Source organism: Synechococcus sp. KORDI-49, from assembly GCF_000737575.1.
Taxonomy (GTDB): domain Bacteria; phylum Cyanobacteriota; class Cyanobacteriia; order PCC-6307; family Cyanobiaceae; genus Parasynechococcus.
Genome location: NZ_CP006270.1, coordinates 508186 through 532512, shown reverse-complemented (window position 1 = coordinate 532512; position 24327 = coordinate 508186). Strand labels below are relative to the sequence as shown.

Annotated in this window: 28 protein-coding genes and 1 tRNA gene; 17 read left to right on the top strand and 12 right to left on the bottom strand. The window is 64.6% G+C overall.

Annotated features, from left to right (window positions below):
- Positions 1-8 precede the first annotated feature (8 nt).
- From KR49_RS02895 to KR49_RS02885, 3 genes are read right to left on the bottom strand one after another with little or no spacing between them, the layout of a single operon-like run.
- Positions 9-926 carry an MnmC family methyltransferase gene (locus tag KR49_RS02895; RefSeq protein WP_043691437.1) on the bottom strand — a complete coding sequence of 306 codons (918 nt, stop codon included), beginning with the start codon at positions 924-926 and terminating at the stop codon, positions 9-11.
- Complete coding sequence (gene aroA, locus KR49_RS02890; RefSeq protein ID WP_043691436.1) at positions 907-2232, bottom strand: 3-phosphoshikimate 1-carboxyvinyltransferase; 1326 nt, start codon at positions 2230-2232, stop codon at positions 907-909. Before aroA ends, KR49_RS02895 begins: the two co-directional genes overlap by 20 nt.
- Before the next feature lie 28 nt (positions 2233-2260).
- On the bottom strand, positions 2261-3823 hold the full coding sequence (locus KR49_RS02885; protein ID WP_043691434.1) for a UbiD family decarboxylase: 1563 nt from the start codon (positions 3821-3823) through the stop codon (positions 2261-2263).
- Positions 3824-3886: 63 nt separating this feature from the next.
- Between KR49_RS02885 and KR49_RS02880 the strand changes: the two genes are divergently transcribed.
- From KR49_RS02880 to sds, 5 genes are read left to right on the top strand one after another with little or no spacing between them, the layout of a single operon-like run.
- Positions 3887-4618, top strand: a complete 732-nt coding sequence (locus KR49_RS02880; protein WP_043691432.1) for a 2-phosphosulfolactate phosphatase family protein — start codon at positions 3887-3889, stop codon at positions 4616-4618.
- A 34-nt stretch (positions 4619-4652) separates the two neighbouring features.
- Complete coding sequence (locus tag KR49_RS02875) at positions 4653-5474, top strand: carbon-nitrogen hydrolase family protein (protein ID WP_043691431.1); 822 nt, start codon at positions 4653-4655, stop codon at positions 5472-5474.
- Positions 5475-5479: 5 nt separating this feature from the next.
- Entirely contained in the window at positions 5480-6574 is a 1095-nt protein-coding gene (locus KR49_RS02870; RefSeq protein WP_043691429.1) for an N-acetylmuramoyl-L-alanine amidase, read from the top strand.
- Positions 6571-7374: a glutamate racemase gene (murI, locus tag KR49_RS02865; RefSeq protein WP_043691427.1), complete on the top strand. Its 804-nt coding sequence runs from the start codon at positions 6571-6573 to the stop codon at positions 7372-7374. The genes KR49_RS02870 and murI overlap by 4 nt, the downstream gene beginning before the upstream one ends.
- Positions 7375-7396: 22 nt before the next feature.
- Positions 7397-8368: a solanesyl diphosphate synthase gene (gene sds, locus KR49_RS02860; RefSeq protein WP_043691425.1), complete on the top strand. Its 972-nt coding sequence runs from the start codon at positions 7397-7399 to the stop codon at positions 8366-8368.
- On the opposite strand, the gene KR49_RS02855 is transcribed toward sds, so the two are convergent.
- Positions 8352-9011, bottom strand: coding sequence for an HAD family phosphatase (locus KR49_RS02855; RefSeq protein WP_043696582.1), 660 nt, complete (start codon positions 9009-9011; stop codon positions 8352-8354). The two genes, sds and KR49_RS02855, sit on opposite strands and share 17 nt — an antisense overlap.
- Positions 9012-9123: 112 nt before the next feature.
- Here KR49_RS02855 and acs point away from each other — a divergent pair, with 112 nt between their 5' ends.
- On the top strand, positions 9124-11097 hold the full coding sequence (acs, locus tag KR49_RS02850; RefSeq protein ID WP_043691423.1) for an acetate--CoA ligase: 1974 nt from the start codon (positions 9124-9126) through the stop codon (positions 11095-11097).
- Here acs and KR49_RS02845 read toward each other — a convergent pair whose 3' ends face one another.
- Positions 11098-11832: a DUF1350 family protein gene (locus KR49_RS02845; RefSeq protein ID WP_043691421.1), complete on the bottom strand. Its 735-nt coding sequence runs from the start codon at positions 11830-11832 to the stop codon at positions 11098-11100.
- On the bottom strand, positions 11829-12293 hold the full coding sequence (locus KR49_RS02840; RefSeq protein WP_043691420.1) for a peroxiredoxin: 465 nt from the start codon (positions 12291-12293) through the stop codon (positions 11829-11831). The genes KR49_RS02845 and KR49_RS02840 overlap by 4 nt, the downstream gene beginning before the upstream one ends.
- 84 nt (positions 12294-12377) lie before the next feature.
- On the opposite strand from KR49_RS02840, the gene KR49_RS02835 reads away from it, so the two are divergent.
- The 4 genes from KR49_RS02835 to KR49_RS02820 all read left to right on the top strand — a co-directional run bounded on the left by KR49_RS02835 (position 12378) and on the right by KR49_RS02820 (position 15461).
- The gene (locus KR49_RS02835; RefSeq protein ID WP_043691418.1) at positions 12378-13151 is read left to right on the top strand and encodes a 3'-5' exonuclease; all 774 of its coding nucleotides are present in this window, start codon (positions 12378-12380) and stop codon (positions 13149-13151) included.
- An 82-nt stretch (positions 13152-13233) separates the two neighbouring features.
- Entirely contained in the window at positions 13234-13512 is a 279-nt protein-coding gene (locus KR49_RS14360; RefSeq protein WP_071839761.1) for a hypothetical protein, read from the top strand.
- Between the two features lie 126 nt (positions 13513-13638).
- Complete coding sequence (gene pstS, locus KR49_RS02825; RefSeq protein WP_043691414.1) at positions 13639-14613, top strand: phosphate ABC transporter substrate-binding protein PstS; 975 nt, start codon at positions 13639-13641, stop codon at positions 14611-14613.
- Positions 14614-14825: 212 nt separating this feature from the next.
- Complete coding sequence (locus KR49_RS02820) at positions 14826-15461, top strand: Crp/Fnr family transcriptional regulator (RefSeq protein WP_043691412.1); 636 nt, start codon at positions 14826-14828, stop codon at positions 15459-15461.
- Between the two features lie 90 nt (positions 15462-15551).
- On the opposite strand, the gene KR49_RS02815 is transcribed toward KR49_RS02820, so the two are convergent.
- The 6 genes from KR49_RS02815 to KR49_RS02795 all read right to left on the bottom strand — a co-directional run bounded on the left by KR49_RS02815 (position 15552) and on the right by KR49_RS02795 (position 19097).
- Positions 15552-15625 (bottom strand) — tRNA-Pro (locus KR49_RS02815).
- Between the two features lie 14 nt (positions 15626-15639).
- A complete protein-coding gene (locus tag KR49_RS02810) occupies positions 15640-16017 on the bottom strand; it encodes a Rho termination factor N-terminal domain-containing protein (RefSeq protein WP_043691410.1) in 378 nt (125 codons plus the stop codon).
- A gap of 69 nt (positions 16018-16086) precedes the next feature.
- On the bottom strand, positions 16087-16251 hold the full coding sequence (locus KR49_RS13745; RefSeq protein WP_156957080.1) for a hypothetical protein: 165 nt from the start codon (positions 16249-16251) through the stop codon (positions 16087-16089).
- Entirely contained in the window at positions 16251-16967 is a 717-nt protein-coding gene (msrA, locus tag KR49_RS02805; protein WP_043696579.1) for a peptide-methionine (S)-S-oxide reductase MsrA, read from the bottom strand. Before msrA ends, KR49_RS13745 begins: the two co-directional genes overlap by 1 nt.
- A gap of 44 nt (positions 16968-17011) precedes the next feature.
- Positions 17012-17272 carry a hypothetical protein gene (locus KR49_RS02800; protein ID WP_043691408.1) on the bottom strand — a complete coding sequence of 87 codons (261 nt, stop codon included), beginning with the start codon at positions 17270-17272 and terminating at the stop codon, positions 17012-17014.
- A 67-nt stretch (positions 17273-17339) separates the two neighbouring features.
- The gene (locus tag KR49_RS02795; RefSeq protein ID WP_043696576.1) at positions 17340-19097 is read right to left on the bottom strand and encodes an ABC transporter ATP-binding protein; all 1758 of its coding nucleotides are present in this window, start codon (positions 19095-19097) and stop codon (positions 17340-17342) included.
- Between the two features lie 74 nt (positions 19098-19171).
- Here KR49_RS02795 and KR49_RS02790 point away from each other — a divergent pair, with 74 nt between their 5' ends.
- The 7 genes from KR49_RS02790 to KR49_RS02760 all read left to right on the top strand — a co-directional run bounded on the left by KR49_RS02790 (position 19172) and on the right by KR49_RS02760 (position 24327).
- The gene (locus KR49_RS02790; RefSeq protein WP_043691406.1) at positions 19172-19483 is read left to right on the top strand and encodes a DUF3288 family protein; all 312 of its coding nucleotides are present in this window, start codon (positions 19172-19174) and stop codon (positions 19481-19483) included.
- Positions 19484-19599: 116 nt separating this feature from the next.
- Positions 19600-20646, top strand: coding sequence for an anthranilate phosphoribosyltransferase (gene trpD / locus KR49_RS02785; protein ID WP_043691403.1), 1047 nt, complete (start codon positions 19600-19602; stop codon positions 20644-20646).
- 30 nt (positions 20647-20676) lie between these two features.
- Entirely contained in the window at positions 20677-21828 is a 1152-nt protein-coding gene (carA, locus tag KR49_RS02780; protein WP_371257664.1) for a glutamine-hydrolyzing carbamoyl-phosphate synthase small subunit, read from the top strand.
- 62 nt (positions 21829-21890) lie between these two features.
- A complete protein-coding gene (locus KR49_RS02775; protein ID WP_043691400.1) occupies positions 21891-22247 on the top strand; it encodes an STAS domain-containing protein in 357 nt (118 codons plus the stop codon).
- Entirely contained in the window at positions 22244-22693 is a 450-nt protein-coding gene (locus KR49_RS02770; RefSeq protein WP_052378144.1) for a ribonuclease III domain-containing protein, read from the top strand. The genes KR49_RS02775 and KR49_RS02770 overlap by 4 nt, the downstream gene beginning before the upstream one ends.
- Positions 22677-24026 (top strand): 23S rRNA (guanosine(2251)-2'-O)-methyltransferase RlmB, encoded by a 1350-nt coding sequence (rlmB, locus tag KR49_RS02765; protein ID WP_043691398.1) that lies wholly within the window; start codon positions 22677-22679, stop codon positions 24024-24026. Before KR49_RS02770 ends, rlmB begins: the two co-directional genes overlap by 17 nt.
- 55 nt (positions 24027-24081) lie before the next feature.
- A complete protein-coding gene (locus tag KR49_RS02760; protein WP_043691397.1) occupies positions 24082-24327 on the top strand; it encodes a DUF1816 domain-containing protein in 246 nt (81 codons plus the stop codon).

The window sequence follows — 24327 nt, the reverse complement described above, 5'->3', positions numbered from 1 at the left end:
TACCGGGATCAGCCGGTGGAGTCCTGCCGCCAGCGCCGCTGCCAGGCGTTGGTCGGCTCGAGGCTGCATCCGTCCTGTTCCATGCTCCGGCGCCGCAGGATGGCAGCGCTGTCGTCGGTGCCGCTGGGATCCCGGAAGGGCACGGCGGCGCGGGTGTGGAGATGCTCTTCCTCCATCAGCGACAGAGCTCTCCAGCCCGGCCCCCCATCAGGAATCGGCGCTCCCGGGCGCACGGCCATCGTGCCGCTGCTCCAGCCCGGCCGTTCGCCCGGGGCCGGCAGCAGCGAGAACAGCATCAGACCGTTCCGTCGCAGGCTGGCCCGCACCGCCGCCGATCGGCTGTAGGTGAGCAGACGTCCGCCGGCAGCCAGACGCCCGGCCAGGCCAGCCAGGAACTCCTCACTCCACAGCTCCGGACAGCGCTGGGGTGAGAAGGCGTCCTGAAGGATGAGATCGAAGCTCTGTCTGCCGGGGATCTGGCCCAGCATGGTCCGGGCGTCTCCCCAGAGCAGCCTGCCGTTGCTGCCTCCTTGACGCCAACTGCCGTGATCGCGGATCTGCTCCAGCACCTGAAGGACGGATGCCGACCAGCTGCTGCGGAAGTCCTGCCGGGCCAGGGCCAGATCCAGAGGGCGATGGTCCAGTTCCAGCCCACACCACTCCAGCTCAGGAGGTGGTGTCGGCAGCGCTTCCAGCACCACGGCGCTGTTGTAGCCGAGACCGACGCAGACATCGAGCACTCGGAGCGGTGTCCCCTCTCGGAATCGCTCGAGCTGAGCCGGCAAGGCGAATTTCGCCTGGGCTTCGTTGCGGGCTCCTGCTGAGTTGTGAAAGGCCTCGCCGAAACGGTCGCTCTGCAGGCTGAAGCTGCCGTCCGCCGTGGGATAGGCGTGCAGTTCTCCGAGGTCAGCTGCGCAGTCGGGCAAGGTCGTCCCAGAAGGTCGGGTAGGACACGGCCGCGGCTTCACTCCGGGCCAGGGTTGAGTCTCCGCTCGCCAGCATGGCTGCCACCGCCAGGCTCATCGCCACTCTGTGATCGGTCTCACTGTCGAGAGCGGTGCCCTGCAGAGGACGGCCTCCGCGAATGGTCATGCCGTCCTCATGTTCGTCGATGTCCGCTCCCATCGCTCTCAGCTGTCTGGCCATCACCGCCAGCCGGTCGGTTTCCTTCACCCGCAGTTCCGAGGCTCCGCTGATGCGGCTTTCGCCGGCGCAGAAGCAGGCGGCGACGCTGAGGATCGGCACCTCGTCCACCAGTCGCGGCATGATCGATTCCCCGAATTCAAAGGGCTGGAGCGGCGCCTGACGCACTCTGAGATCGCCGACCGGTTCACCCGCCACATCCCGGCGGTTGAGCACCTCGATGCGGGCCTGCATCTGTTCCAGAACCTCGAGGATGCCGGTGCGCGTCGGATTGAGCCCGACATTCTCGATGGTGAGATCGGCACCGGGCACAAGCGACCCAGCCACCAGCCAGAACGCGGCCGAGCTGATGTCTCCCGGCACCACCACTGACTGGCCCCGCAAATTGGCACCGGGCCTGACCGTGATGTGCCGTCCCATTTCCCCATCCACCTCGAGATCGGCACCGAAGGCCCGCAGCATGCGTTCGCTGTGATCTCTCGACTGGGCCGGTTCGATCACCGTGGTCGGACCGTCCGCGGTCAGAGCGGCCAGCAGCAGAGCGGATTTCACCTGAGCGCTGGCGACTGGCGTGCCGATCACCGTGCCTTTCAGCTGTCGTCCCTGCACGGCCAGGGGAGCGAGATTGCCGCTGTCACGTCCTCGCACCTCAGCGCCCATGGCCGAGAGGGGCTGGCCCACCCGTCGCATCGGGCGACGCCGCAGTGAGGCATCGCCATCCAGGATGAAATGCCGACCGCTCCGACCGGCCAGCAGTCCGAGCATCAGCCGCATGCTGGTGCCGGAATTGCCGCAGTCGAGGATCACCGACGGCTCCTGAAGGCCTTCGAGGCCGACTCCCTGCACCGTGACGGTGGCGCCAGGGGTGATCGGACTGATGGCGACTCCCATGGCCCGCAGGCAGGCTGCGGTGCTCAGCGGGTCCTCGGCCGGCAGCAGTCCTTCGATGGTTGTCGTGCCTTCGGCAATGGCCCCGAACAGCAGTGAGCGGTGAGAGATGGACTTGTCCCCGGGCACCGTCACCCGGCCGGAGAGGCTGCCTCCAGCCGGCAGCACACGGGGGGTGGACGGGCTGCCGGTCGCGCTCAAGACTTCGGGGAAACAGCGACCGTTGATCCTATGGGGCGATGCTGAGCCGCTGCATCAATCGATCCAGGGCATAGCCGAACAGGCTCGGATCCGGTTCGGACTGCCCCAGGTCATCGAGTCCCAGCTCGTGCCATCGCTCCGAGACCCGCTGCTCCAGCGATGCCGGACGGCTGAGCGGTTCCCCCCAGTCGTGATTCTTCTCCGGTCCGACCTTGGTGGTGGCATCGATGGCCAGACGTCCCCCCAGCCCCAGCTGTTCGCTGGCGAAATCCAGGCTGTCGAAGGGGGTGTCCGCAAGGGTGAACAGATCACGCTGAGGGTCGACCTGAGCTGCGATCGCCCAGACCACCTGGCGCGGGTCGCGCACATTGATGTGTCGATCCACCACCACCACGAACTTCGTGTAAGTGAACTGAGGCAATGCGCTCCAGAAGGCCATGGCCGCGCGTTTGGCCTGGCCTGGATAGGCCTTGTCGATGGAGAGCACCGCCAGCTTGTAGCTGAGCGCCTCCATCGGCAGGAAGAAATCGGTGATCTCCGGGATCTGCTGGCGCAGGATCGGTGTGTAGATCCGGTTCAGGGCGATGGCGAGCATCGCTTCCTCCTTGGGAGGACGGCCGCTGAAGGTGGTGAGGAAGACGGGATCCCGTCGCTGCGTCATGCAGTGGAAGCGCACCAAAGGGGAGTCCTCCACGCCCCCGTAGAACCCCATGTGATCGCCGAAGGGGCCGTCCGGCAGCACCTCCCCGGGGGTGATCGTTCCCTCCAGCACCACCTCGCTGTGGCTGGGCACCTGAAGGTCGATCGTCTTGCAGGGGGTCAGCCGGACGCCTTCACCGGCATAGATCCCCGCGAACAGCCATTCGCTCAGCTGCACAGGGATCGGTGTGGCCGCTGCCATCACCAGCAGGGGGTGGACGCCGATGGCCACAGCCACTTCAAGCTTCCTGCCCATCGCGGCGGCCTTGCGCAGATGGCGAGCCCCACCGCGCACGCTCAGCCAGTGCACCGTCATGGAGTTCACCGACTGCTTCTGAAGGCGGTAGACGCCCACATTCGGCACACCTGTCTCAGGGTCCTTGGTGATCACCAGCCCGAGGGTGATCACCCCACCGGCATCTCCGGGCCAGGGGCGGATCAGCGGGATGCTGTCGAGATTCACCGCGTCGCCCTGGAAGACCTGCTGCCGGCAGGGCGGCATCAGATCCCGATCCGGACGAGCCTTCACCAGATCCCAGAACACCCTGGCGAAGCGTTTGGTTTCCCCAAGGCCTTTGGGTGGTCTGGGTTGCTGCAACAGGGCGAGCCGTTCCCCGAGTTCCTCGAGCTGCTCGGCCCGCTCAAGACCCATGCTCCACACCACCCGTTCGACGGTCCCGAGCGTGTTCACCGCCACAGGCATGGAGGAGCCGATCACGTTCTCGAACAGCAGCGCCGGACCTCCCTGGGCCAGCACCCGGTCAGCAATCGCCGCCAGTTCCAGATCCGGATCCACCGGAGCGGTGATGCGACGCAGCTGACCGCGTTGATCGAGCAGCTCAAGGAAGCCGCGCAGGTCACGGGTTGCCGGGCCGGTCTGGAACAGAGGCATGAAGGCGACGGTGCTGCGCTGTCGGTCTCGGTACTGTGTCGCACGCCGAATCCCAGCGTGGCCATGCAGATCTCCTACTTCCATGTGCCTGCCGAGATGCCGGCGGACGTCCGGCCCGAGGCGGCGGTCGTGATCGATGTTCTCCGGGCCACCACCACCATCGCCTGGGCTCTCCAGAACGGTGCTGAAGCGGTGCAGGCCTTCGCGGACCTCGAGGATCTCCGTCAGGCGGCCGACCTCTGGCCCGAATCCTCCCGACTGCGGGTGGGAGAGCGCGGCGGGCAGACACTGCCTGGCTTCGATCTCGGGAATTCACCCGTGGCCGTGCTGCCCGAGACGGTGGCCGGCAAGCGTCTGTTCATGAGCACCACAAACGGCACGCGGGCTCTGGATCGCGTCCGCGATGTCCCCTTGCTGGTCACGGCTGCTCTGCCCAACCGCGAAGCGGTGGCAGAGCGGCTGTTGGAGAAGCGGCCCGCTTCGGTTGCGATTGTGGGCAGCGGCTGGGAGGGCTCGTACTCCCTGGAGGATTCCCTGGCGGCAGGAGCCCTTGGTGCCCTTCTGACGGAACGGGACCCGGCAGCCACCGTGATCGCCAACGATGAGCTCTCCGCTGCCATCGCCCTCTGGCAGAACTGGAGGCAAGACCCGGAAGCCTGCCTGCGCATCGCGAGCCATGGTCAGCGCCTGATCGGTCTCGGCGACCACGATGCCGATTTCCGCTGCTGCGCTGGTCTCGACCAGATCAGCGTCGTTCCGACTCAGATCGAACCAGGCGTTCTGAAGGCCGCATGAGCGGCTCTAAAGTCGCGCTCACAGAGGTGGGATCGTGAACGATTTCCTGGCGGCTGCCGTGCAGCTCACGAGCAGTCAGGACCCGGAGGCCAATTTCACGGCGGCCGAGGAGCAGATCGATCTGGCAGCACGACGCGGTGCCGAGCTGGTGGGTCTTCCGGAGAACTTCGCGTTCATGGGGGACGATGCCCGCCGTCTCGAGTTGGCACCGACCCTGGCGGAGCAGTGCAGCCGGTTTCTGGTGACCATGGCGCGTCGCTATCAGGTGACGCTGCTGGGAGGGGGCTTCCCGGTCCCGGTCGGCGATGGGCAGCGCACCCTGAACCGGGCTGAGCTGGTGGATCGTGACGGCCAGCTCCTGGCGAGGTACGACAAGATCCATCTGTTTGACGTCGATCTTCCGGACGGCAACACCTACCGGGAGTCGGCGACGGTTGATGCCGGAGGGGAACGACCTCCAGTGGTGGACGTGCCCGGTCTCTGTCGGCTGGGGGTGTCCATCTGTTACGACGTGCGCTTCCCTGAGCTCTATCGCCACCTCGCCGATGCCGGCGCCGACCTGCTGATGATCCCCGCCGCCTTCACGGCCTTCACCGGCAAGGACCACTGGCAGGTACTGCTCCAGGCCCGTGCGATCGAAAACACGGCCTATGTGCTGGCTCCGGCTCAGACCGGACTTCACTACGGGCGGCGTCAGAGCCATGGTCACGCCATGGTCATCGACCCCTGGGGAACGGTGCTTGCTGATGCCGGTGTCCAGCCCGGAGCCGCCGTCGCTCCGGTCAACTCCGCCCACGTCGGACACATCCGTGCGCAGATGCCGAGCCTGCGTCATCGTCAGCCAGCTCTGTTCTGAGTCCGATGGCAGCGGCGTCATCCCGCCGAATCTCCTGCCTGGTGGCAGCGGCGCTCCAGTTGGCGTTGCTGCTGCCGTCGCTGCCGGCCAGGGCAGCCAGCGCCTTGTCCGCCTGGGCATTCACCGAGCGAGGCACGCTGCAGCTGCGCACCGCTCGCAATGCACGGCTGGAGGCCTTCTATCAGGAACCGAGTGACGGCCGCGGCACGCGGGTCTGGATCGACTTTCCCGGTGAGCTTCGCTTCCCGCGCAAGCTGCTCGGTCGTGGCGCCGTCAAGGAGATCCGTCTTGGAAAACCACGGTCCGGTGCAACGCGGCTGGTGATCGAATTCCGCCCAGGTGTGGAGCTCGATCCAGCTCAGCTCCAGTTGCGAGGTACTGCTCCGGATCGCTGGGAGCTGGCCTTCACCGGCTTGCCCACCCAGGGTCTGGCTGATCTGGGGGAGGGAGATCTCAGTGGTCGGGCCACGGCCTGGAGACCCACCGGACGCTTCGCGCCCAGCAGGACGCCGGTTGATCCCTCAGGTCTGCCGATGGTTCCCCTCAACCGCTACCGGGTGGTGATTGATCCAGGTCACGGGGGGCCTGATCCCGGTGCCGTCGGCATTGGCGGTCTGCGGGAGACGGATGTGGTGCTGGATGTCTCGTTGCAGGTGGCAGCTCTGCTGCGGGCAAGAGGTGTCGATGTTCGGCTGACCCGCAGTTCCGAAGTGGATGTGGATCTCCCTCCCAGGGTTCACCTCGCCAATCGCTCCGCCGCGAACGTGCTGGTCAGCATCCATGCGAATGCCCTCAGCATGGATCGTCCCGACGTGAACGGGATCGAGACGTTTTTCTTTTCAGATCCCCGTTCCGGACGTCTGGCTGGCTACCTGCAGCAGCAGATGATGGATGTCTCTCCAGGCACTCCCGACCGGGGCGTGCGTCGGGGACGTTTCTTCGTGATCCGGCGTTCCACGATGCCCTCCGCCCTGGTGGAGATGGGTTTCGTCACCGGTGAGATCGATGCTCCGCGGCTCGCCCAGGCGGCCCATCGACGACGCCTGTCTCTGGCTCTGGCGGCAGGGATTCTCAACTACCTCAACCGGGAGGTGCGATGAAGCCGCTGCTCGGTCTGTTCGACAGTGGCCTTGGAGGTCTCACGGTGCTGAGGCGGGTGCTTGAACGCCACGGTGCCGTCAGCTGCATCTATCTGGGAGATACGGCCCGTGTTCCCTACGGCGGTCGTGACGTCCAGGAGCTCCGCCAGATCGCCGCTGAAGTGGTGGGATGGCTGCGGGATCAACAGGTCTCAACGGTGGTGATGGCCTGCAACACCACCAATGCCCTGGCGAAGGATGTGGCGGAAGCGGTCGCGGCGGGACCGGTGATCGGGTTGATTGAAGCGGCGTCCTCCATGGTGCGGACCTCCCGGGTGGGCGTGCTGGCAACCGCTGCAACGGCGGCCTCCGGCGTCTACCGCAGCTGCATCGAGGCGACGCGTCCGGGCACGCTGGTGGTGGAGCAGGCCTGCCCCTCCTTCGTGCCGTTGATCGAACGGGGGGACTTTGCCTGCACTGAGCTCAGAGAGGCCGCCGAGACCTATCTCGCTCCGCTGCTGGAGGCCTCCGTTGACTCGATCGTGCTGGGCTGCACCCACTACCCCCTGCTGGCACCGCTGCTGACGGAGCTGCTGCCGGAGACCGTCGAGCTGATCGATCCTGCGGTGGGGGTGGCCCGGGAACTCGATGCCGTCCTCGGGACGGCGCAACCGCTGAGCTCAGGCCGATCGGCTTTGGAACGCTGCCGCTTCTGCGTCACGGCGGATGGCGAGGGTTTCGCGGATCGTGCCGCTCCCTGGCTTGGAGAGCGGCCTCTGGTCCATGAGGTCGTGCTGCGGTCCCGAGAGAAGGGCCACTAGGATCTCGGCGCCGAGGGGTTTCATGATCACCGTCACCGAGCTGCTGGAACCGGTCGAGAAGGATCTCGAGACCCTGCTCGGAGACCTGCGCAGTCTGATCGGAGCCGGTCATCCGATTCTTCAGGCTGCTGCAGAACATCTCTTCAGTGCGGGAGGCAAGCGACTCCGGCCTGGGATCGTGTTGCTGATCTCGCGTTCTCTGGCGGCCGGTGGCGAGTTGTCCCCCCGCCATCGCCGACTGGCGGAGATCACCGAGATGATCCACACCGCGTCACTGGTGCATGACGATGTCGTGGATGAAGCGTCCACGCGGCGTGGTGTGGCCACCGTCCACAGCCGCTTCGATGCCAGGGTCGCTGTTCTCGCCGGAGACTTTCTTTTTGCACAGGCCAGCTGGCATCTGGCCAATCTCGACGATCTCGACGTCGTGAAACTGCTCAGCCGGGTGATCATGGATCTGGCGGACGGTGAGGTGAAGCAAGGTCTGTTCCGGTACGACACGGCTCAGGGTTTCGAGACCTATCTCGAGAAGAGCTACTGCAAAACCGCTTCGCTGATTGCCAACAGTTCCCGTGCCGCGGGGGTGCTGAGTGGCTGCAATGAAATCCAGCTCGACAGCCTTTACCAGTTCGGTCGTCAGCTCGGGCTCGCCTTCCAGGTGGTTGACGACATCCTTGATTTCACCGGCAGCGACCAGCAGCTCGGAAAGCCTGCTGCCAGTGATCTGGCCAGCGGCTATCTCACGGCTCCCACCTTCTATGCCATGGAGGAACAGCCGGGTCTGAAACCACTTATCCAGCGGGAATTCAGCGGCGAAACGGATCTACAGGACGCTCTCGCCATGGTGCGCTCCTCCCGTGCGATCGAACGCAGCCGTGAACTGGCTGAGACCTTCGCCCGCGAATCCCGGGAGTCTCTTGCCTGGCTGCCGGAATCGGATTGCAAACGCGCACTGCTGGAGTTGCCTGATTTCGTGCTCAGTCGCCTGTACTGATCAAGGTTTCGAGCACAATCTCAAGGCTGTTGATCCGAGCGGGGTTTCCGTCGATCTCCGACGTACCCAGTGATTCGTTCAGCGTCCAGACCTGGCACCCCGCGGCCAGTGCCGATGCCGTTCCTGCCTGGGAATCCTCCAGGGCCCAGCAACGGTCAACGGGAATGCCCAGCCTTGCGGCGCCGAGTTGGAACGGCGCTGGATCAGGCTTCCCTGCGCTCAGCTCCGGATCATCTCCGTAGACCCGCATCCCGATCTGCGTCAGCCAGGGATGGGGAGCTGACTTGAACAGCACCGACTTCTCAGCGCTGCTGGTGACCAGAGCCATGGCGATTCCAGCTTGATGGCAGTACTGCACCAATGCTTCCGCTCCGGGCATAGCCCTGGCCTCGGGCAGCAGCTGCCGCACGATCGGCTGCTGAACCGCGAGAAGAGTGTCCGGATCCACCGGTTCGGGCAGCCATGCACTCACCTGCCGAGCGCAGTCATGCCGACGCCGTCCCTTGAGCTGCTGCAGCTGTTCGCTGTTCAGGTTCCCGCCGAAATGGGCCGCTGCATCGGACCAGCCCCTGCTGTGCAGTGGCTCGGTGTCGAGCAGCAGACCATCCAGATCGAACAGACAGGCCAGGGGACGGGATGGCATCACCATCATTCATTCGGGGCAGGGGAACTTGCCGACGGTTTGATACGGGAGCCGGATCGTGAGGCGATGACCTCTTTAGCCTGCGGGGCGAGCTGCGCTGTCCTCGCCTGCTGTGACCGACTCCAAGACAACCATCGAAAGCGTGCTTCAGGAGCAGAGAGTCTTCGACCCACCGGCGGAGCTGGCTTCCGGTGCGCGGATCGGCAGCCTCGAGGCCTATCGGTCGATGGCGGAGGCGGCCAAGCAAGATCCCGACAGCTTCTGGGGAGATGCGGCGCGTCGGGAGCTGCACTGGTTCGAGCCCTTTCACACCGTTCTCGATTGGAGCGATGCCCCGTTCGCCCGCTGGTTCGAGGGCGGCACCACCAATCTTTCCTTCAACTGTCTGGACCGACACCTCGAGGGTCCCACCGCGGCCAAGACGGCATTGATCTGGGAGGGAGAGCCCGGCGATGTCCGGCGTTTCACTTACAGCGAACTGCACGCTGAGGTGTGCAAGGCCGCGAACGCTCTGCGGGCGATGGGAATCGGCAAGGGCGATCTGGTGGCCCTCTACATGCCGATGGTTCCAGAAGCGGCCATCGCCATGCTCGCCTGCGCTCGCATCGGTGCCCCGCATTCCGTGGTCTTCGGTGGCTTCTCTGCCGAGGCTCTGCGGGATCGGCTGATCGACGGGGAGGTCAAGGCGGTGATCACGGCAGACGGCGGATTCCGCAAGGACAAGCCCGTCTCCCTGAAACCGGCTGTGGATGCCGCTCTCGCCGGTGGTGCCTGTCCGTCGGTGAGCGGAGTTCTGGTGGTGCAGCGCACCAAGCAACCGGTCGAGATGGTGGAAGGCCGTGACCTGTGGTGGCATGAGCTGGTGGCTGGGCAGAGCAACGTCTGCCCAGCTGAACCGATGGCCAGTGAAGACCGGCTGTTTGTGCTCTACACCTCCGGTTCCACCGGCAAGCCGAAGGGGGTGGTGCACACCACTGCCGGCTACAACCTCTGGGCTCACCTCACCTTCCAGTGGATCTTCGACATCCGGGATGAGGATGTCTTCTGGTGTACGGCTGATGTGGGTTGGATCACCGGCCACAGCTACATCGTCTACGGCCCGCTGTCCAACGGCGCCACCACGGTGATGTACGAGGGAGCGCCGCGCCCCTCCAAGCCCGGGGCCTTCTGGGAGCTGATCCAGAAGCATGGGATCACGATCTTCTACACCGCCCCCACGGCGATCCGAGCCTTCATGAAGAACGGCAGGGACGTGCCGGATCAATTCGACATGAGCAGCCTGCGTCTGCTGGGAACGGTGGGAGAGCCGATCAATCCCGAGGCCTGGATGTGGTACCGAGACGTGATCGGTGGCAACCGCTGCCCGATTGTCGACACCTGGTGGCAGACGGAAACCGGTGGGGTGATGATCAGCCCCCTCCCGGGCGCTACCCCCACCAAGCCGGGATCCGCCACCCTGCCGCTGCCAGGCATTCAGGCCGACATCGTCGATGCCGAAGGCAACAGCTGCGGGCCTGATGAAGGTGGGTATCTGGCGGTGCGGACCCCCTGGCCCGGAATGATGCGCACGGTGCATGGCAACCCTCAGCGCTTTCGCGAGAGCTACTGGGAGCACATCCGCCCCGCGGATGGGTCGTACCTCTATTTCGCTGGCGATGGTGCTCGCCGCGATGCCGACGGTTATTTCTGGGTGATGGGCCGGGTGGATGACGTGATCAACGTCTCCGGTCACCGCCTCGGCACGATGGAAATCGAGTCAGCTCTGGTGAGCCATCCCGCGGTGGCGGAAGCCGCTGTCGTGGGGCGTCCCGATGACCTCAAGGGTGAGGGCATCGTTGCTTTCGTCACCCTGGAGGCGGGGCGCGAGTCGTCGGGTGATCTGATCAAGCAGCTCAGAGCGCATGTGGGATCGGAGATCGGCCCGATCGCACGGCCGGATGAGATTCGCTGCAGCGATGCTTTGCCGAAAACCCGCAGCGGCAAGATCATGCGTCGGATCCTGCGTGCCCTGGCGGCAGGTCAGGAGGTCAGCGGCGACACCAGCACCCTGGAGGACCGCTCCGTGCTGGACCGCCTGCGCGCCTGATCAATCGGGCATCGTCCATTCGGCGACAGTCGTCGTGAGCCTGCTCAGCACGGCGGCCCGCTTCGGATCATCGGCCCAGGCCCCCAGCAGGCTGCGCCGAAGTCCGGCGCTGGCTGGGGTCAGGTGGTCCCCAGGAAGCTGCTGGAACACCGTGGCATCGTCGCTGCGCTGATTCAGTGCCGGAATCAGCTCTTCACTCTGGTCGAGCCCATCGCTGCCGAAGCGCACCACCAGATTGCGCGGTTGCAGATAGTGGCGGCTGATCAGCCGCAGGGTCTCCGCCGGTCCCGGGCTGAATTCCGTCTCCACTCCCAGGCGTGGGGCGATGTCTCCGAGCAGGGGAATGGATCGATCCGCTTCGAAGTTGTTGAAACTGAGGGCGACCAGCCCACAGCTGCCGCGGCCGCCATCGGGAGCCAGCAGGTGCAGTTTGCAACCCAGGCTGTGGCCGAGGCGCAGCGGCGGTGGCAGCCGGCCGCTGCGCTCCTCGAGGTGGCGACGGGCTGTTCGCAGATCGCTCCAGGCCTGGCGTGCCTGGCTCTGATGGTCGAAGCCCGGGACGTACGACCAGGCATGAACCGCGACGTCTCGGGCTACCAGACCTTCCAGAAGACGCCGATAGCTCAACTGCGGCGTGGCCGCCAGATAGCTGCCGCCGATGAACTCGACCAGCGCCCGCGGACGGGGGGGCCTGAGCTGCCAGATCGATCCCAGCTGACGCCAGGTGTCACTCATGCCCGTGATCCGGCCAGGTCGTTCAGGATGCGATGCGCCTCACGGACATGGGCTGGACCATCCAGCAGGTTGTCGAACCGATGCCGGATGAGTCCGTCTCCGTCGATCACGTAAGTCACCCGGCCTGGGAACAGACCCATGCTGCGGGGCACTCCGAAGCGCCGGCGCAGCGTGTTGCCGGGATCACTGAGGAGTGGGAAAGGCAGGTTGTGGCGGTTGGCGAATCGACGATGGCTGATGGTGTCATCGCCGCTGACCCCCCAGACCAGAGCGCCCAGCTCCCGAAGCTCGGAGTGATTGTCTCGGAAGCTGCAGGCCTGCAGGGTGCATCCCGGGGTGTCGTCCTTCGGATAGAAGAACAGCACCAGGCTGCGTCCCCCCAGTGAGGCGCTGGAGTGGCGATCGCCGTTCTGATCCGCCAGTTCGAAGGTGGGGATCCGGTCACCGACACCGAGGGACATTCAGACACTTCCGCAGCGATGAGCCTAGGAATCGGGCGCTTGCCCCGGGAGTGACAATCAGATCATTCTGCAAGGCTTGTCGGAATGGGAGATCTCGCCTCTGGTCAGCTGGATCTGCTCGGAGGGTTCTCCGACCCTGATCCCGGGCCTGCAGGACCGACGTCTCTGCTGATCATCGACACCGAGACGACGGGACTGGATCCGGAGCTGGATCAGTGTCTCGAGCTGGGGGTGATTCTGTTCTCGGTTCCGTCCCGGGCCGTTCTCGCCCAGCAGTCCTTTCTGCTGCCCGTGGAGAGCAACGCCGCCGAGGTCATCAATCGCATTCCCGCGGCTGTGACGCGCCTGCCCCAGCCATGGAAGGAGGCGATGCGGTATTTCCAGAGCCTTCTCGAGGCAGCCGATCTGCTCGTGGCTCACAACGCCGCCTTTGATCGACAGTGGTTCGGCCAGGGTCTTCTTCCCGCGGTGTCCCATCCGTGGCTCTGCACCATGGAGGATGTGCGCTGGCCTGCCGAGCGTCAGCTCCGTGCACGTCCGTCGGTGCGGGATCTCGCACTCGCCTACGGCATTCCGGTGTGGGCGGCTCACCGGGCCCTGACGGACTGCATCTATCTGGCTGAGGTGTTTCAGCGCTGTGAAGATCTCGAGCAGTTGATCGCCCAAGCTCTGGAGCCGCGACGCCTGGTGCGCGCCAGGGTGTCCTTCGATGATCGTCATCTCGCCCGCGAGGCAGGGTTCCGCTGGAATGATCCGGTGAAGGGTGCCTGGACCCGCAGGCTCACCCGTCGTGAAGAGGCCGAGCTTCCTTTCGCTGTCGTGCCGGTGGAGGTCGTTCCAGACCGCCTGTCTGCCTGACAACTCAACGCTTTTGCTTCAGCACTCCGAAGCCACTGGGGTGTTTTCAGATCAGGGCCGTCGGCTTGATCAGGGTGTTGCCATGGCCGCTTTCATCCACCATCAGACCCGACCCCTGCGCTGTCGCCTGCGTCAATGGCAGCAGGTACGCACCTGGGCTCGCCTGATCAGGGAAGCGGAGGCTCTCTGGCATGTTGATGTCCGCGCCTTGCGTCGGATGGGTGCCCAGGAGTTGTCGCAACTGATCGAGGAGGTCCCTCCGACTCATCGACAGCGGGTCAACCGTTGGCTTGATTGCTATTCAGTGTCCACCCGATTACAGACAGCAAAGACCTCGGATCACACCAACGGCCGGTGCTGAGTCAACGTTGAAACGAGCAAGAACCTACTCCGCTCCTGGGAATTCGTAGATCCTTAACCGTTCCCTAACGACGTATCTATCGCTGATTAGCTACTCCTAGGTCGCCAGTTTCTCCCTAGGCCTCTCATGAGCTTCGCTAAGAAGGCTCTTCTCTTCTCTTCCGTGCTCGCCCTTGGGGCTGGCATGTCTGCATCCGCTGCTGAAAAGCTGAACGGTGCCGGTGCATCTTTCCCCGCCAAGATTTATCAGCGTTGGTTCGCCACTCTGGCCAAGGAAGGTGGTCCTCAGGTCAACTACCAGGCTGTTGGTTCCGGTTCCGGCCGCAAGGCTTTCATCGACCAGACCGTGAACTTCGGTGCATCGGATGACCCGATGAAGAAGAAGGACATGGCCAAGGTCAAGCGCGGCGTCGTTCAGATCCCCATGGTCGGTGGCACCATCGCCTTCGGGTACAACAAGCCCGGTTGCGATCTGAAGCTGACCCAGGAGCAGGCCGTCAAGGTCGCCATGGGCAAAATCAGGAACTGGCAAGACCTCGGCTGTCAGCCCGGCACCATCACCTGGGTGCACCGTTCCGATGGATCCGGAACCACCAAGGCCTTCACCAACTCCATGCAGGCCTTCTCCAGCACCTGGACCCTGGGTACCGGTAAATCCGTCAAGTGGCCTGCTGGCGTCGGCGCCAAGGGCAACTCCGGTGTCGCCGGTGTGATCCAGAACCGCCTGGGCGCCATCGGTTACGTCAACCAGTCCTACATCAAGGGCAACGTCGTCGCCGCTGCTCTGCAGAACAAGTCCGGTGAGTTCCTGAAGCCCTCCGTGGCTGCAGGTGCCCGTGCTCTGAACGGCATCACCCTCGACAAGGATCTGGCTGGCAAGAACCCCAACCCCACCGCCAAGGGCGCATACCCCATCGCCACCCTCACCTGGGTGCTGGCTTACAAAACCGGCAACGGCGGCAAGGCCAAGGTGGTCCAAGACGCCTTCAACTACATGCTGAGCAGCAAGGCTCAGAACGTGGCTCCTTCCCTGGGCTTTGTTCCCCTGAAGGGCGACATCCTGGCCAAGGCCAAGGCCGCTGTGAGCAAAATCGGTCAGTGATTCTGAGCTGAAACAGCTCCCTCGGGAGATGTCTTGTTCATCACCAAGAGGGCCTTCGGGCCCTCTTTTTTATTGACCTTCCGGCCGTGGTCCGATTCCCTTTTCTCATTCTTGGACAAGCGTTAGACCACCCTTAACCGAATGGCCCCCAGCCCTTTGCCTGGATCAGATGTTGTGCTCCATACACTTCACTTGTATCCGCGGAACACCCCATGGTTGCGATTCCCTCCCGTGAGCTTTCACCTCGGCGCGATGGCTTCAGGGGACTTCTCGAAAGCAATTATCAGAAGCGCAACCTGGTGCATCTCACCGCTGGAAGTGTTGTTCCGCTTCTGAAGAACAGCATCTGGCTGGTGGTGCGCGGCATGGTCAAACTCGGAGCAGTGTCAGTTCACGGTGATGAGCTGCTGCTGGGTCTGGCGGGCCCCAATGAACCTTTCGGAGAACCCCTCAGCACCGTCGAGGCCTATGAAGCTGTCGCGCTGACTGACTGCGACCTGCTGTGCATGACCACCGCTGAGGTGGAACAGTCCCCGCTGCTGGCGATCGCGATGATGGATGCCATTGCCGCCCGCTACCGCCAGGCGGAGTACATGCTGGCCCTCCTCGGACTGCGGCGCGTGGAGGAGAGGGTGCGTGGATTCCTGGAGCTCCTGGCCCAGGATTACGGCCAGCCCTGTGATGACGGCCTGAGGCTCAACCTGCGCCTGACCCATCAGGAAATGGCCAGCGCCCTGAGCACCACCCGCGTCACCGTGACCCGGGTCATCGGATTGCTTCGCGATGAAGGCTGGCTGAAGATCGATGCCCAGCGGCATCTCGTGATCGCACACCTGCCCCGACGCTGAGCGTCGGGAGCACCCATGAAAAAGAGCCGGCGGGGATCACCGGCTCGTGGCCTGAATCGAGGAATCAGGTCATGGGACTGGACGGAAGAATCGGAGCGGCGGGATTTGAACCCACGACCCCCACTACCCCAAAGTGGTGCGCTACCAAGCTGCGCTACGCCCCGTCAGAAGCAAGTTATCACAGGGCATTCCGGCGTCCTGCCCCCAGCCGGGAAGCTCGTTGTTTCTCCCCTCTGCGAAGCCGCTTCAGCAGATGGAAGGTCAGCTGATCCCTGGTCAGACTTGCGTAATGCCCCAGTCGCTGCTGCTGCGCCAGCCGCCGCAATTCCCGCAGGGACATCGCGGCAAGGCGAAGTTCGGGGAGAATTCTCCAGGCTCTCGCCCTCATCGGCAGCGTTTCCACCGGTGCGGTGGCCTGGCCGATGTTGAGGGTTCCATCGGCCAGCCATTCAGGAATCAGCACCACCAGAACGGCGATCAGTCCATACAGCTCCACCAGACCCCTTGGCAGGGGATGCAGCTGTCGGCGCTCGTGTCTCTCGTGCGGAGCGGTCACGTGAGGTCAGTCCGACGCGCGGATTCCCCACACGATGCCATTGACCGCAACCGGATCCCCGAGGCGTGCTCAGATCCGCAATGTTCCGGGATCGGTGGCCGGTTGCTCACGCCAGAGCAGTGGTGATGCGGGGTCGGCGTGATGGGTTCGGGTCTGAACGATCAGCCCGAACACCAGCATCAGGGTCAGCAGCAGGGCCAGCAGCACCTGACGATCGGAGAGCCTTTCGGGCATCAGTTCAGTCTGATCGGACTGTTGTCGCTCCGCAGCACGCAGTGGCTGATGGACCAGTCGTAGGACTCCCAGACCCTCGGCGGCAACCGATAGTCCGCCTTGTCGAACCCGCTCAGAACAGCCCCGGTCGGCATCGCTGAGCAGTAAGGACGGCTGCCTGGCTTGGCCAGGTATTGCTGGTGGTAGGGCTCGGCGTAATGGAAGGTGCGATCCGCCTGGATCTCGGTGGTGATCGCTCCGAAGCCACGCTCCTGCAGGGCCTGCTGGTAGGCGTCCCGGCTGGCCAGCGCCAGGCTCATCTGCCGATCCGTCGTTGTGTAGATCGCGGAGCGGTACTGGCTTCCGGTGTCGTTGCCCTGGCGATCCCCCTGGGTCGGGTCGTGGCATTCCCAGAAGAGTTTGAGCAGATCGCTGAAGTCAATCGCTGGGGTGCTCCACACCACCCGAACCACTTCGGTGTGACCGGTTCGACCGCCGCAGACCTGTTGGTAGGTCGGAGACTCCACCTGACCTCCCGCGTAGCCGACGGCCGTGCTCACGACTCCCGGAAGGCGCCAGAAGCCCTTCTCCGCTCCCCAGAAACATCCGCAGGCGAAGATCGCCTCCTCCTGGTCACTGAGCAGGGGCGCGCGCAGAGGCGTCCCCAGAACAGCGTGACGCTCCGGTTCGGCGACGTCGGGTGAACCGCCGCTCGGGGAGAGCCAGGAGGGAAGCATCGGAGGGATCATTCAGAGAAGTCACCCTAGGCAGACGAAGCTGTTCAGGTCGTCTGGTTCTGTTCGGAGGGGTCCAGCTGGATGTGATTCAGCAGCGTGGTCACAAAGGCGAACAGAAGGAACGGCAGGCTCAGCACCAGGATCAGCCCAACTCCGACAAGCGCGAACAGAGGACGGGATGAGCCCATCAGGGCGAGGCCTGCAGCCAGGCTGACGAAGATCACAGCCATCCAGGCGAGCACCTGGCCGTAGATATCACCGAAGGTGAGGGTGCAGCGCACGGAGAAAGGAGTGCTGCTGGTCATGAACTGCTCTGGCGTTTCCTCAGCTAAGCCCCTTGACCATGGTGTGAGGCACAAGCTTCCAACTTCTTCAGAAAGCCATGGCATCGAGTTGCTCGGCGGCCTGCTCGCGCTCCCACAGCCTTCGGTAGACCCCCGGGACGTGAATCAGATCGTTGTGGTGCCCCACCTGCACGATCCGTCCGTTGTCCATCACCAGGATGCGATCGCAGGCTGCAGCGGCGGACAGCTGATGACTGATCATCACGATCGTGCGATCAGCCTGGGCTCTGATCGAAGCCAGAATGGCGGCAGCCGTGTTGTTGTCGACGCTGGCGAGGGCATCGTCGAGCACCAGCACCGGAGCCGGAACCAGCAGAGCTCGCCCGAGTGCCGTTCGTTGTCTCTGGCCCCCGCTGAGGGTGATTCCGCGTTCCCCGACGATCGTGCTGAATCCATCCGGGAAGCCGCGGACGTCCTGGATCAGGCGTGCCTGATCGGCGGCTTTCTCCACCCGTTCATCGGGGGCGTCGGGCTCCCCGTAACGCAGATTGTCCGCAAGGGTGCTGGTGAACAGGAACCCCTCCTGAGGAACCATCGCCACATCGCGCCGCAGTCGGCCCAGGGGCAGCATGGTGACGTCGATGCCATCCAGGAAGAGCTGGCCCTCCTGCACCGGCACCATGCGACCGAAGGCACGGGCGAGGGTGGTCTTGCCGCAGCCCACCGGCCCGACAATGGCGACGAGCTCACCGGGCTCGATGCTGAAGCTCAGGTCGATGAGCGTGTCCCGCTCCGCGCCCTCGTAGCGCACAGAGAGTCCGCGGGCTTCCAGCCGTCCACTCGCAGACGTCTGACCGGGATCTTGATGATTCCCCCTGTCCTGGATGAGGGGCTGTCGCTGGAGCAGTTCCTCGACCCGCTCAAGGCTGACCTGGCCTGTTTGAAAGGTGTTCAGAGTGAAGCCGAGCAGGGCGGTGGGGAACACCAGCCGTTCCACATAGAGGATCAGGGCCACCAGACCTCCGATGCTGAGGGTGCCGGCCTCCAGCTGGCCACTGCCCAGGGCGAGCAGCAGCAGCAGAGAGATCGAGGCGATGCCCTCGAGGAGCGGGAACAGCGTGCTCCGGGTGCGGGCCAGTCGGATGGCGCTGTCCCGGTAGTGCCGGTTGAGTGAAGCGAAGGCCTCCTGTTCGGAGACCTCCTGCCCGTAGATCTTGATGGCACCGATGCCCGAGAGATCCTCCTGGATCAGCTCGCTCAGCCTGGAGAGGGTCTCCTGCTGCCGCCTCTGCTGCCGCATCATGCGCCCGCCGAACAGCCGCACGGTGCCCAGCATCAGCGGGTAGAGACCAACCGCTGCCAGCGTCAACCAGGGGTCGATCGCAAGCATGAACGGCAGGGTGAAGCTGTAGGCAAGAACGGTGTTGGTGAGGCTGAGAATCGCAAAACCCAGCAGCCTCCGGATGTTCTCGACATCGCTGGTGGCACGGCTGATCACCTCACCGCTGCCGGTGGACTGAACCCAGGCCGGCTCCTGCCTCAGCATGTTGTCGAACAGTCGCTGCCGCAGCTCCACCTCCACCTGTCGTCCGATGCCGAACACCAGCTGACGCGACAGCAGACGCACCCCTCCCATCGTGGTGGCGAGCACCACGATCCAGCCCGCCTGACGCAGCACACGGTCGTAGGAGAAGCCGTCCTGGAGCTCATCGATGACGCGACGCACCTCCATGGGGATCGTGACGCTGAGGATGTTGACCACCACCAGCGCCAGAGCTCCCAGAAGCACGGTGCGCCGGTGAGGTCGCAGATAGCGGCCGATCAGATCGAGGCGCATGGCGGCCATGCCGTCTCCCGTGCAGGCCGACAACCTAGGCAGTGGCCGATTGCGTCAGGCTGGTGCAATCGGGAACCGAGTCGATGTCCGAGCCCACCCAGAGCCATCCGCTCCACACCATCGATCGCGATCACGTCGATCGACTGCTGGCGCGTGAGACTCCCCGCGACGGGGACCTCACCGATCTGGCTCGCTTGCTGATCCGCTACGACGGCTTCCCTGGAGCCGAAGATCTGCAACGGGACCTGGATCGGCTGCTGACGCTGTGGTCGCTGACGCGAGACGACCTGAACAGCCGCGTGCGCAGCCTCTGGGCGAGTGGCTTCCGTCCAGGCCAGGCTGTGGACGATGCCGTCGGTTCAGGCTTCGACACCACAGAGAACGATGCCGGCTGAAGACCCGCGCAGCCGGTCTGGTCAGGTTCTGGACGTTTGAGTGATAGTGGTGGAGTCCCCATCACCTGGCCCGGCGTGCTCTGCACCCCGGGTTTTTTTGTCACCGGTTGCCCACGATGTCGCCCCACTCTCCTTCCTGGTCCGCATTGCTGGATGGCCTGCTGCAGGGGGGAGACCTGAGCAGCGCGGAGGCGACAGCCCTGATGCGGGCCTGGCTGGCGGAAGAGCTTTCACCCGTGCAGACCGGTGCCTTCCTGGCCGGGTTGCGGGCCAAGGGAATGGTGGCGGAGGAGCTCGCGGCGATGGCATCCGTTCTGCGCGAGGCCTGCCCGCTGCCCTGTGAACGGCCGGATCTGGCCATGGTGGACACCTGCGGCACCGGCGGTGATGGTGCCGATACCTTCAACATCTCCACCGCCGTGGCCTTCACCGCAGCGGCGTGTGGTGTCTCGGTGGCGAAGCACGGCAACCGCAGCGCGAGCGGCAAGGTCGGATCAGCGGACGTGCTCGAAGGCCTCGGTCTGCAGTTGAAGGCCCCTCTGCCCCGGGTCGTTGACGCGCTCCGCAGCACGGGGATCACTTTTCTGTTCGCCCCTGCCTGGCATCCGGCCCTCGTGAACCTCGCGCCTCTGCGTCGCAGTCTCGGCGTCCGCACGGTGTTCAATCTGCTGGGTCCCCTGGTGAACCCCCTGCGCCCCCAGGCCCAGGTGCTTGGGGTGGCTCGGGACACTCTGCTCGATCCGATGGCGGGTGCCCTGCAGCGGCTCGGCCTTCAACGGGCCATCGTTGTCCATGGCGCCGGCGGTCTCGATGAAGCCTCGCTGGCCGGCAGCAACCAGTTGCGACTGATCGAGAAGGGTGAGGTGCGCTCTCTCTCGCTCACTGCCGAGCAGCTGGGACTGGAATCGGCCCCTCTGGAAGCCCTCCGCGGTGGGGATCTGTCGATGAACAGCACCATCCTTGAACAGGTGCTGCGCGGCCAGGGAGATGCTGCTCAGCGTGACGTGGTCGCCCTCAACACAGCACTGGTGCTCTGGGTTGCCGGAGTGGAGCAGGACTTCAGTATCGGTGCCGCCATGGCCCGCCAGAGCCTGGATCAGGGGCATCCCTGGCAGCGACTGGAGGCCCTTCGGCGGGCCCTTGCCGATGGAGATGGACAATAAGAAGGTGATGTGCTGCGGCTGGCTGCCTTGATCTCCGTTTCTCCGTCCGCGCAGGCCCATCTCGTGTTGGCGGACGGCACGGTGCTTTCGGGCCATGCCTTCGGCAAGCGGGGATCGGTTGTCGGGGAGGTGGTGTTCAACACCGGGATGACCGGCTACCAGGAGGTGCTGACGGATCCCAGCTATGCCGGGCAGCTGGTGAGTTTCACCTATCCCGAGCTGGGCAATACGGGAGTGAATGGAGAGGATCTGGAGGCGGAGACGCCCCATGCACGCGGAGTGATCGCCCGACAGCTGTCGCCGTGTCCCAGCAACTGGCGCAGCACGGGTGATCTCCAGAGCTGGATGGTCGGCCATGGGCTGGTCGGGATCTGCGGTGTGGACACCCGGGCACTGGTGCGTCATCTGCGCGAGGCCGGTGCGATGAACGGCGTGATCGGGAGCGACGGTCGTACTCCGGCTGAACTGATGCAGCAGCTGAAGCAGGCTCCTTCGATGGAAGGGCTGAACCTCGCCGACGCTGTCAGCACGCGGACTCCCTACGCCTGGCAGTCCCCCTGCGCTGCGAGCTTCGATCAGCGGCTGAGGACGAATCCTGAGGAGCGCTACCGGGTGGTCGCGATCGATTTCGGCATCAAGCGGGCGATCCTGGATCGGCTTGCTGCCCATGGCTGTGCCGTCACGGTGCTTCCTGCCAGCACCGATCTGGAGACCGTGTTGGACCATCGCCCGGAAGGGGTGTTCCTCTCCAACGGTCCTGGGGATCCGGCCGCGGTCTGCGGCGGAATCAGCCTGGCCCGCCAGTTGCTGGATCAGCCGGATCTGCCCCTGTTCGGGATCTGTCTGGGCCATCAGATCCTCGGTTTGGCCCTCGGCGGCAGCACCTTCAAGCTCACCTACGGCCATCGAGGACTCAATCATCCCTGCGGCACGCATGGCCAGGTGGAGATCACCAGCCAGAACCATGGATTTGCCCTTGATGCGGCGTCCCTGGACAGCAGCCGCATCGCGATCACCCATCTGAATCTGAACGACCGCACCGTGGCGGCTCTCGCGCATCGCAACCGACCTGTCTTCGGTGTCCAGTACCACCCGGAAGCAAGTCCAGGCCCCCATGACGCGGACCACCATTTCGCCAGGTTCGTGACCTTGATGGCGGATCGGCGGTCCAGTGGTGGTTGACGCCGTCCAGCCTCACTAAAATCTCGCCCAGAGGTCTCCCGGGAGCTGAACCCATCAGCGAATTGCAGCGACTGACCGTCTCCCTCCGAGGCGGCTTCGAGCAGAGGGACGGATGTCTGGTGTTCCACTTCACCGGGCAACTTGATGCCTATTCGGAGAAGCAGTTCATGGCCTACGTCGCAGACGTTCTTCAGGCCAGCAGCCTTCCGGCGGTGATCGACCTCAGCAAGATCGATTTCCTCGATTCATCCGGTCTCGGCGCTCTGGTGCAACTGGCCAAACAGTGCACCGATTCGAAGCGATCCTTTCAGCTGGTCGGCAACTCCCGTGTCACCCAGACCGTGAAGCTGGTGCGCCTTGAGGGCTTCCTGCATCTCGTCGACGACCTGCCCACCGCCCTCAGCCAGCTGGCGGCTTGAGCGACTGGATCCACGGGTGGACCGGCACCGGCGGCGGTGATGAACTCGGTCCTCTCCAGCTGGCCTGGTTGGGGGATGCGGTCTGGGAGCTGCATCAGCGCCTGCGTCACTGCCGCAGTCCCGGTCGTGCCGATGTTCTGCACCGTGCGGTTGTGGATCAGGTCTGTGCTGATGCTCAGGCCCGTGCTCTCAAGCAGCTTGAGCCACTGCTGGATGACCGTGAGCTCGACCTGGTGCGTCGTGGTCGGAACCGCGCCGGTCGTGGCCCCCGGCGCGGCGATGCAGCGGTTTATGGAATGGCGACAGGATTTGAGACAATGGTGGGCTGGCTGTTTCTGAACAACCCAGCCCGTCTCGCTCAGCTCCTGGATTCGCTGGAGTCGGACGGGTCGGATCCGAGTCCTCCGTCCGCCCACACCTCTGTCGCCCATGACACCTCGCTTTGAACGCCGCTCCGGTGGCCCCCCCCGCGATGGTCGCCAGGGACGGGGGGAACGTCGGCGTCCGGTCAACGGCAGCGAGTCCCGCGACCGCGGCGACTGGCCAAGGGAGGGTGAGCGTCGGGGGGAGCAGGGCCGTGTCGGTCGCCCTGGAGCTTCGCGACCCGGTGAACGACCGCAGCGTCGTTTCTCGGACAATCAGAACCGCGTGGTCAATCCACGCACCAGAGACAGAGACCCGCAGCGAAGGGAGTTTCGCCCTGACGACGGCCAGTGGTCAGCGGATCGCAGGCGGCCGGAAGGGCGTCGACGCTCAGTGGATGAGCGGCGCCAGCCCCCGATCCGCTCCCGTCATGGTTCCGCCCCGGGCGCGGCGGTCCGCAGTCAGCGGGAGGAGATCCCGGATGCGGCGGCAGCCTCTCCGCCGCCGGATGATCTGGTCTGGGGGCGCCATGCCAGCCAGGCGGCCCTGGAATCCGGTCGCCCCATCCATCGCATCTGGTGCACGCCCGAGATGCGCAGCTCCGCCAAGTTCCTGCAATTGCTGCGAGAAGCGAAGGCATCCGGTGTCCTCGTCGAGGAGGTGACCTGGGCCCGGCTGGGCCAGATCACCAGTGGGTCGGTGCATCAGGGAATCGCTCTGCAGACGGCTGCTGCGGAGACCCTTGATCTCGATGGCCTGATCAAGGGCTGTTCCGATCTTGGTGAACCCGCACTGCTGCTGGCATTGGATGGGGTGACCGATCCTCACAATCTCGGAGCCGTGGTCCGCTCCGCGGAGGCGATGGGAGCCCATGGTCTGGTTCTGCCTCAGCGGCGCAGCGCCGGACTCACCGGGTCGGTGGCGAAGGTGGCTGCCGGAGCCCTGGAGCACCTGCCGGTCGCCCGGGTCGTCAATCTCAACAGGTCTCTGGAGAAGCTCAAGGATTCCGGTTATCGCGTGATCGGCCTGGCGGCGGAGGGGGATGTGACCCTCACGGATGCTGACCTCGACGGACCGATCGTTCTGGTGACCGGCTCAGAGGACCAGGGGCTCTCTCTGCTGACGCGTCGCCATTGCGATCAGCTGGTCCGCATTCCCCTGCGGGGCGTGACGCCCAGCCTCAATGCCTCGGTGGCAACGGCGCTCTGCGTTTACGAAGTGGCACGCCGCAGCTGGATGAAGGACATCCACGGACAGGCTCCCTCGCCGCCGGTGGTGCGTCCACACACGGCTCCGGGACGCAAGTCCAAGGATGCAAGCCAGGCTGCTCCGGAGCAACGGATCGATCTGACGCTGTCCGCTCCAACAGAGGAGGCGGACCTTCACTTTGATCAGAGCATCCAGCTATCTCCCTGAGATCACATCTTTTTCGGTCTGGTCGGTGCAAAATGCGCAGAGAATCTCAAGGTCCATGAGTCCTTTGATCCGGCCGCTGCGCAGCCTTGCCAATGGACTTGGAATGGCCTGGTGGGCCCGAGTCGAAACGAGCGGCCCTGACGTCACCTACTGGTTCGGCCCCTTTCTCTCCCGAAAGGGTCTGGAGGATCAGCTGGGTGTCTTCCTCGAGGACATCGGCTCGGAGCAGCCTCAGTCCATCCGTCACAGCCTGCTGCGCACCCGCCGTGGCGAACCGCTCACCATCGCGGCTGAGGGCTGA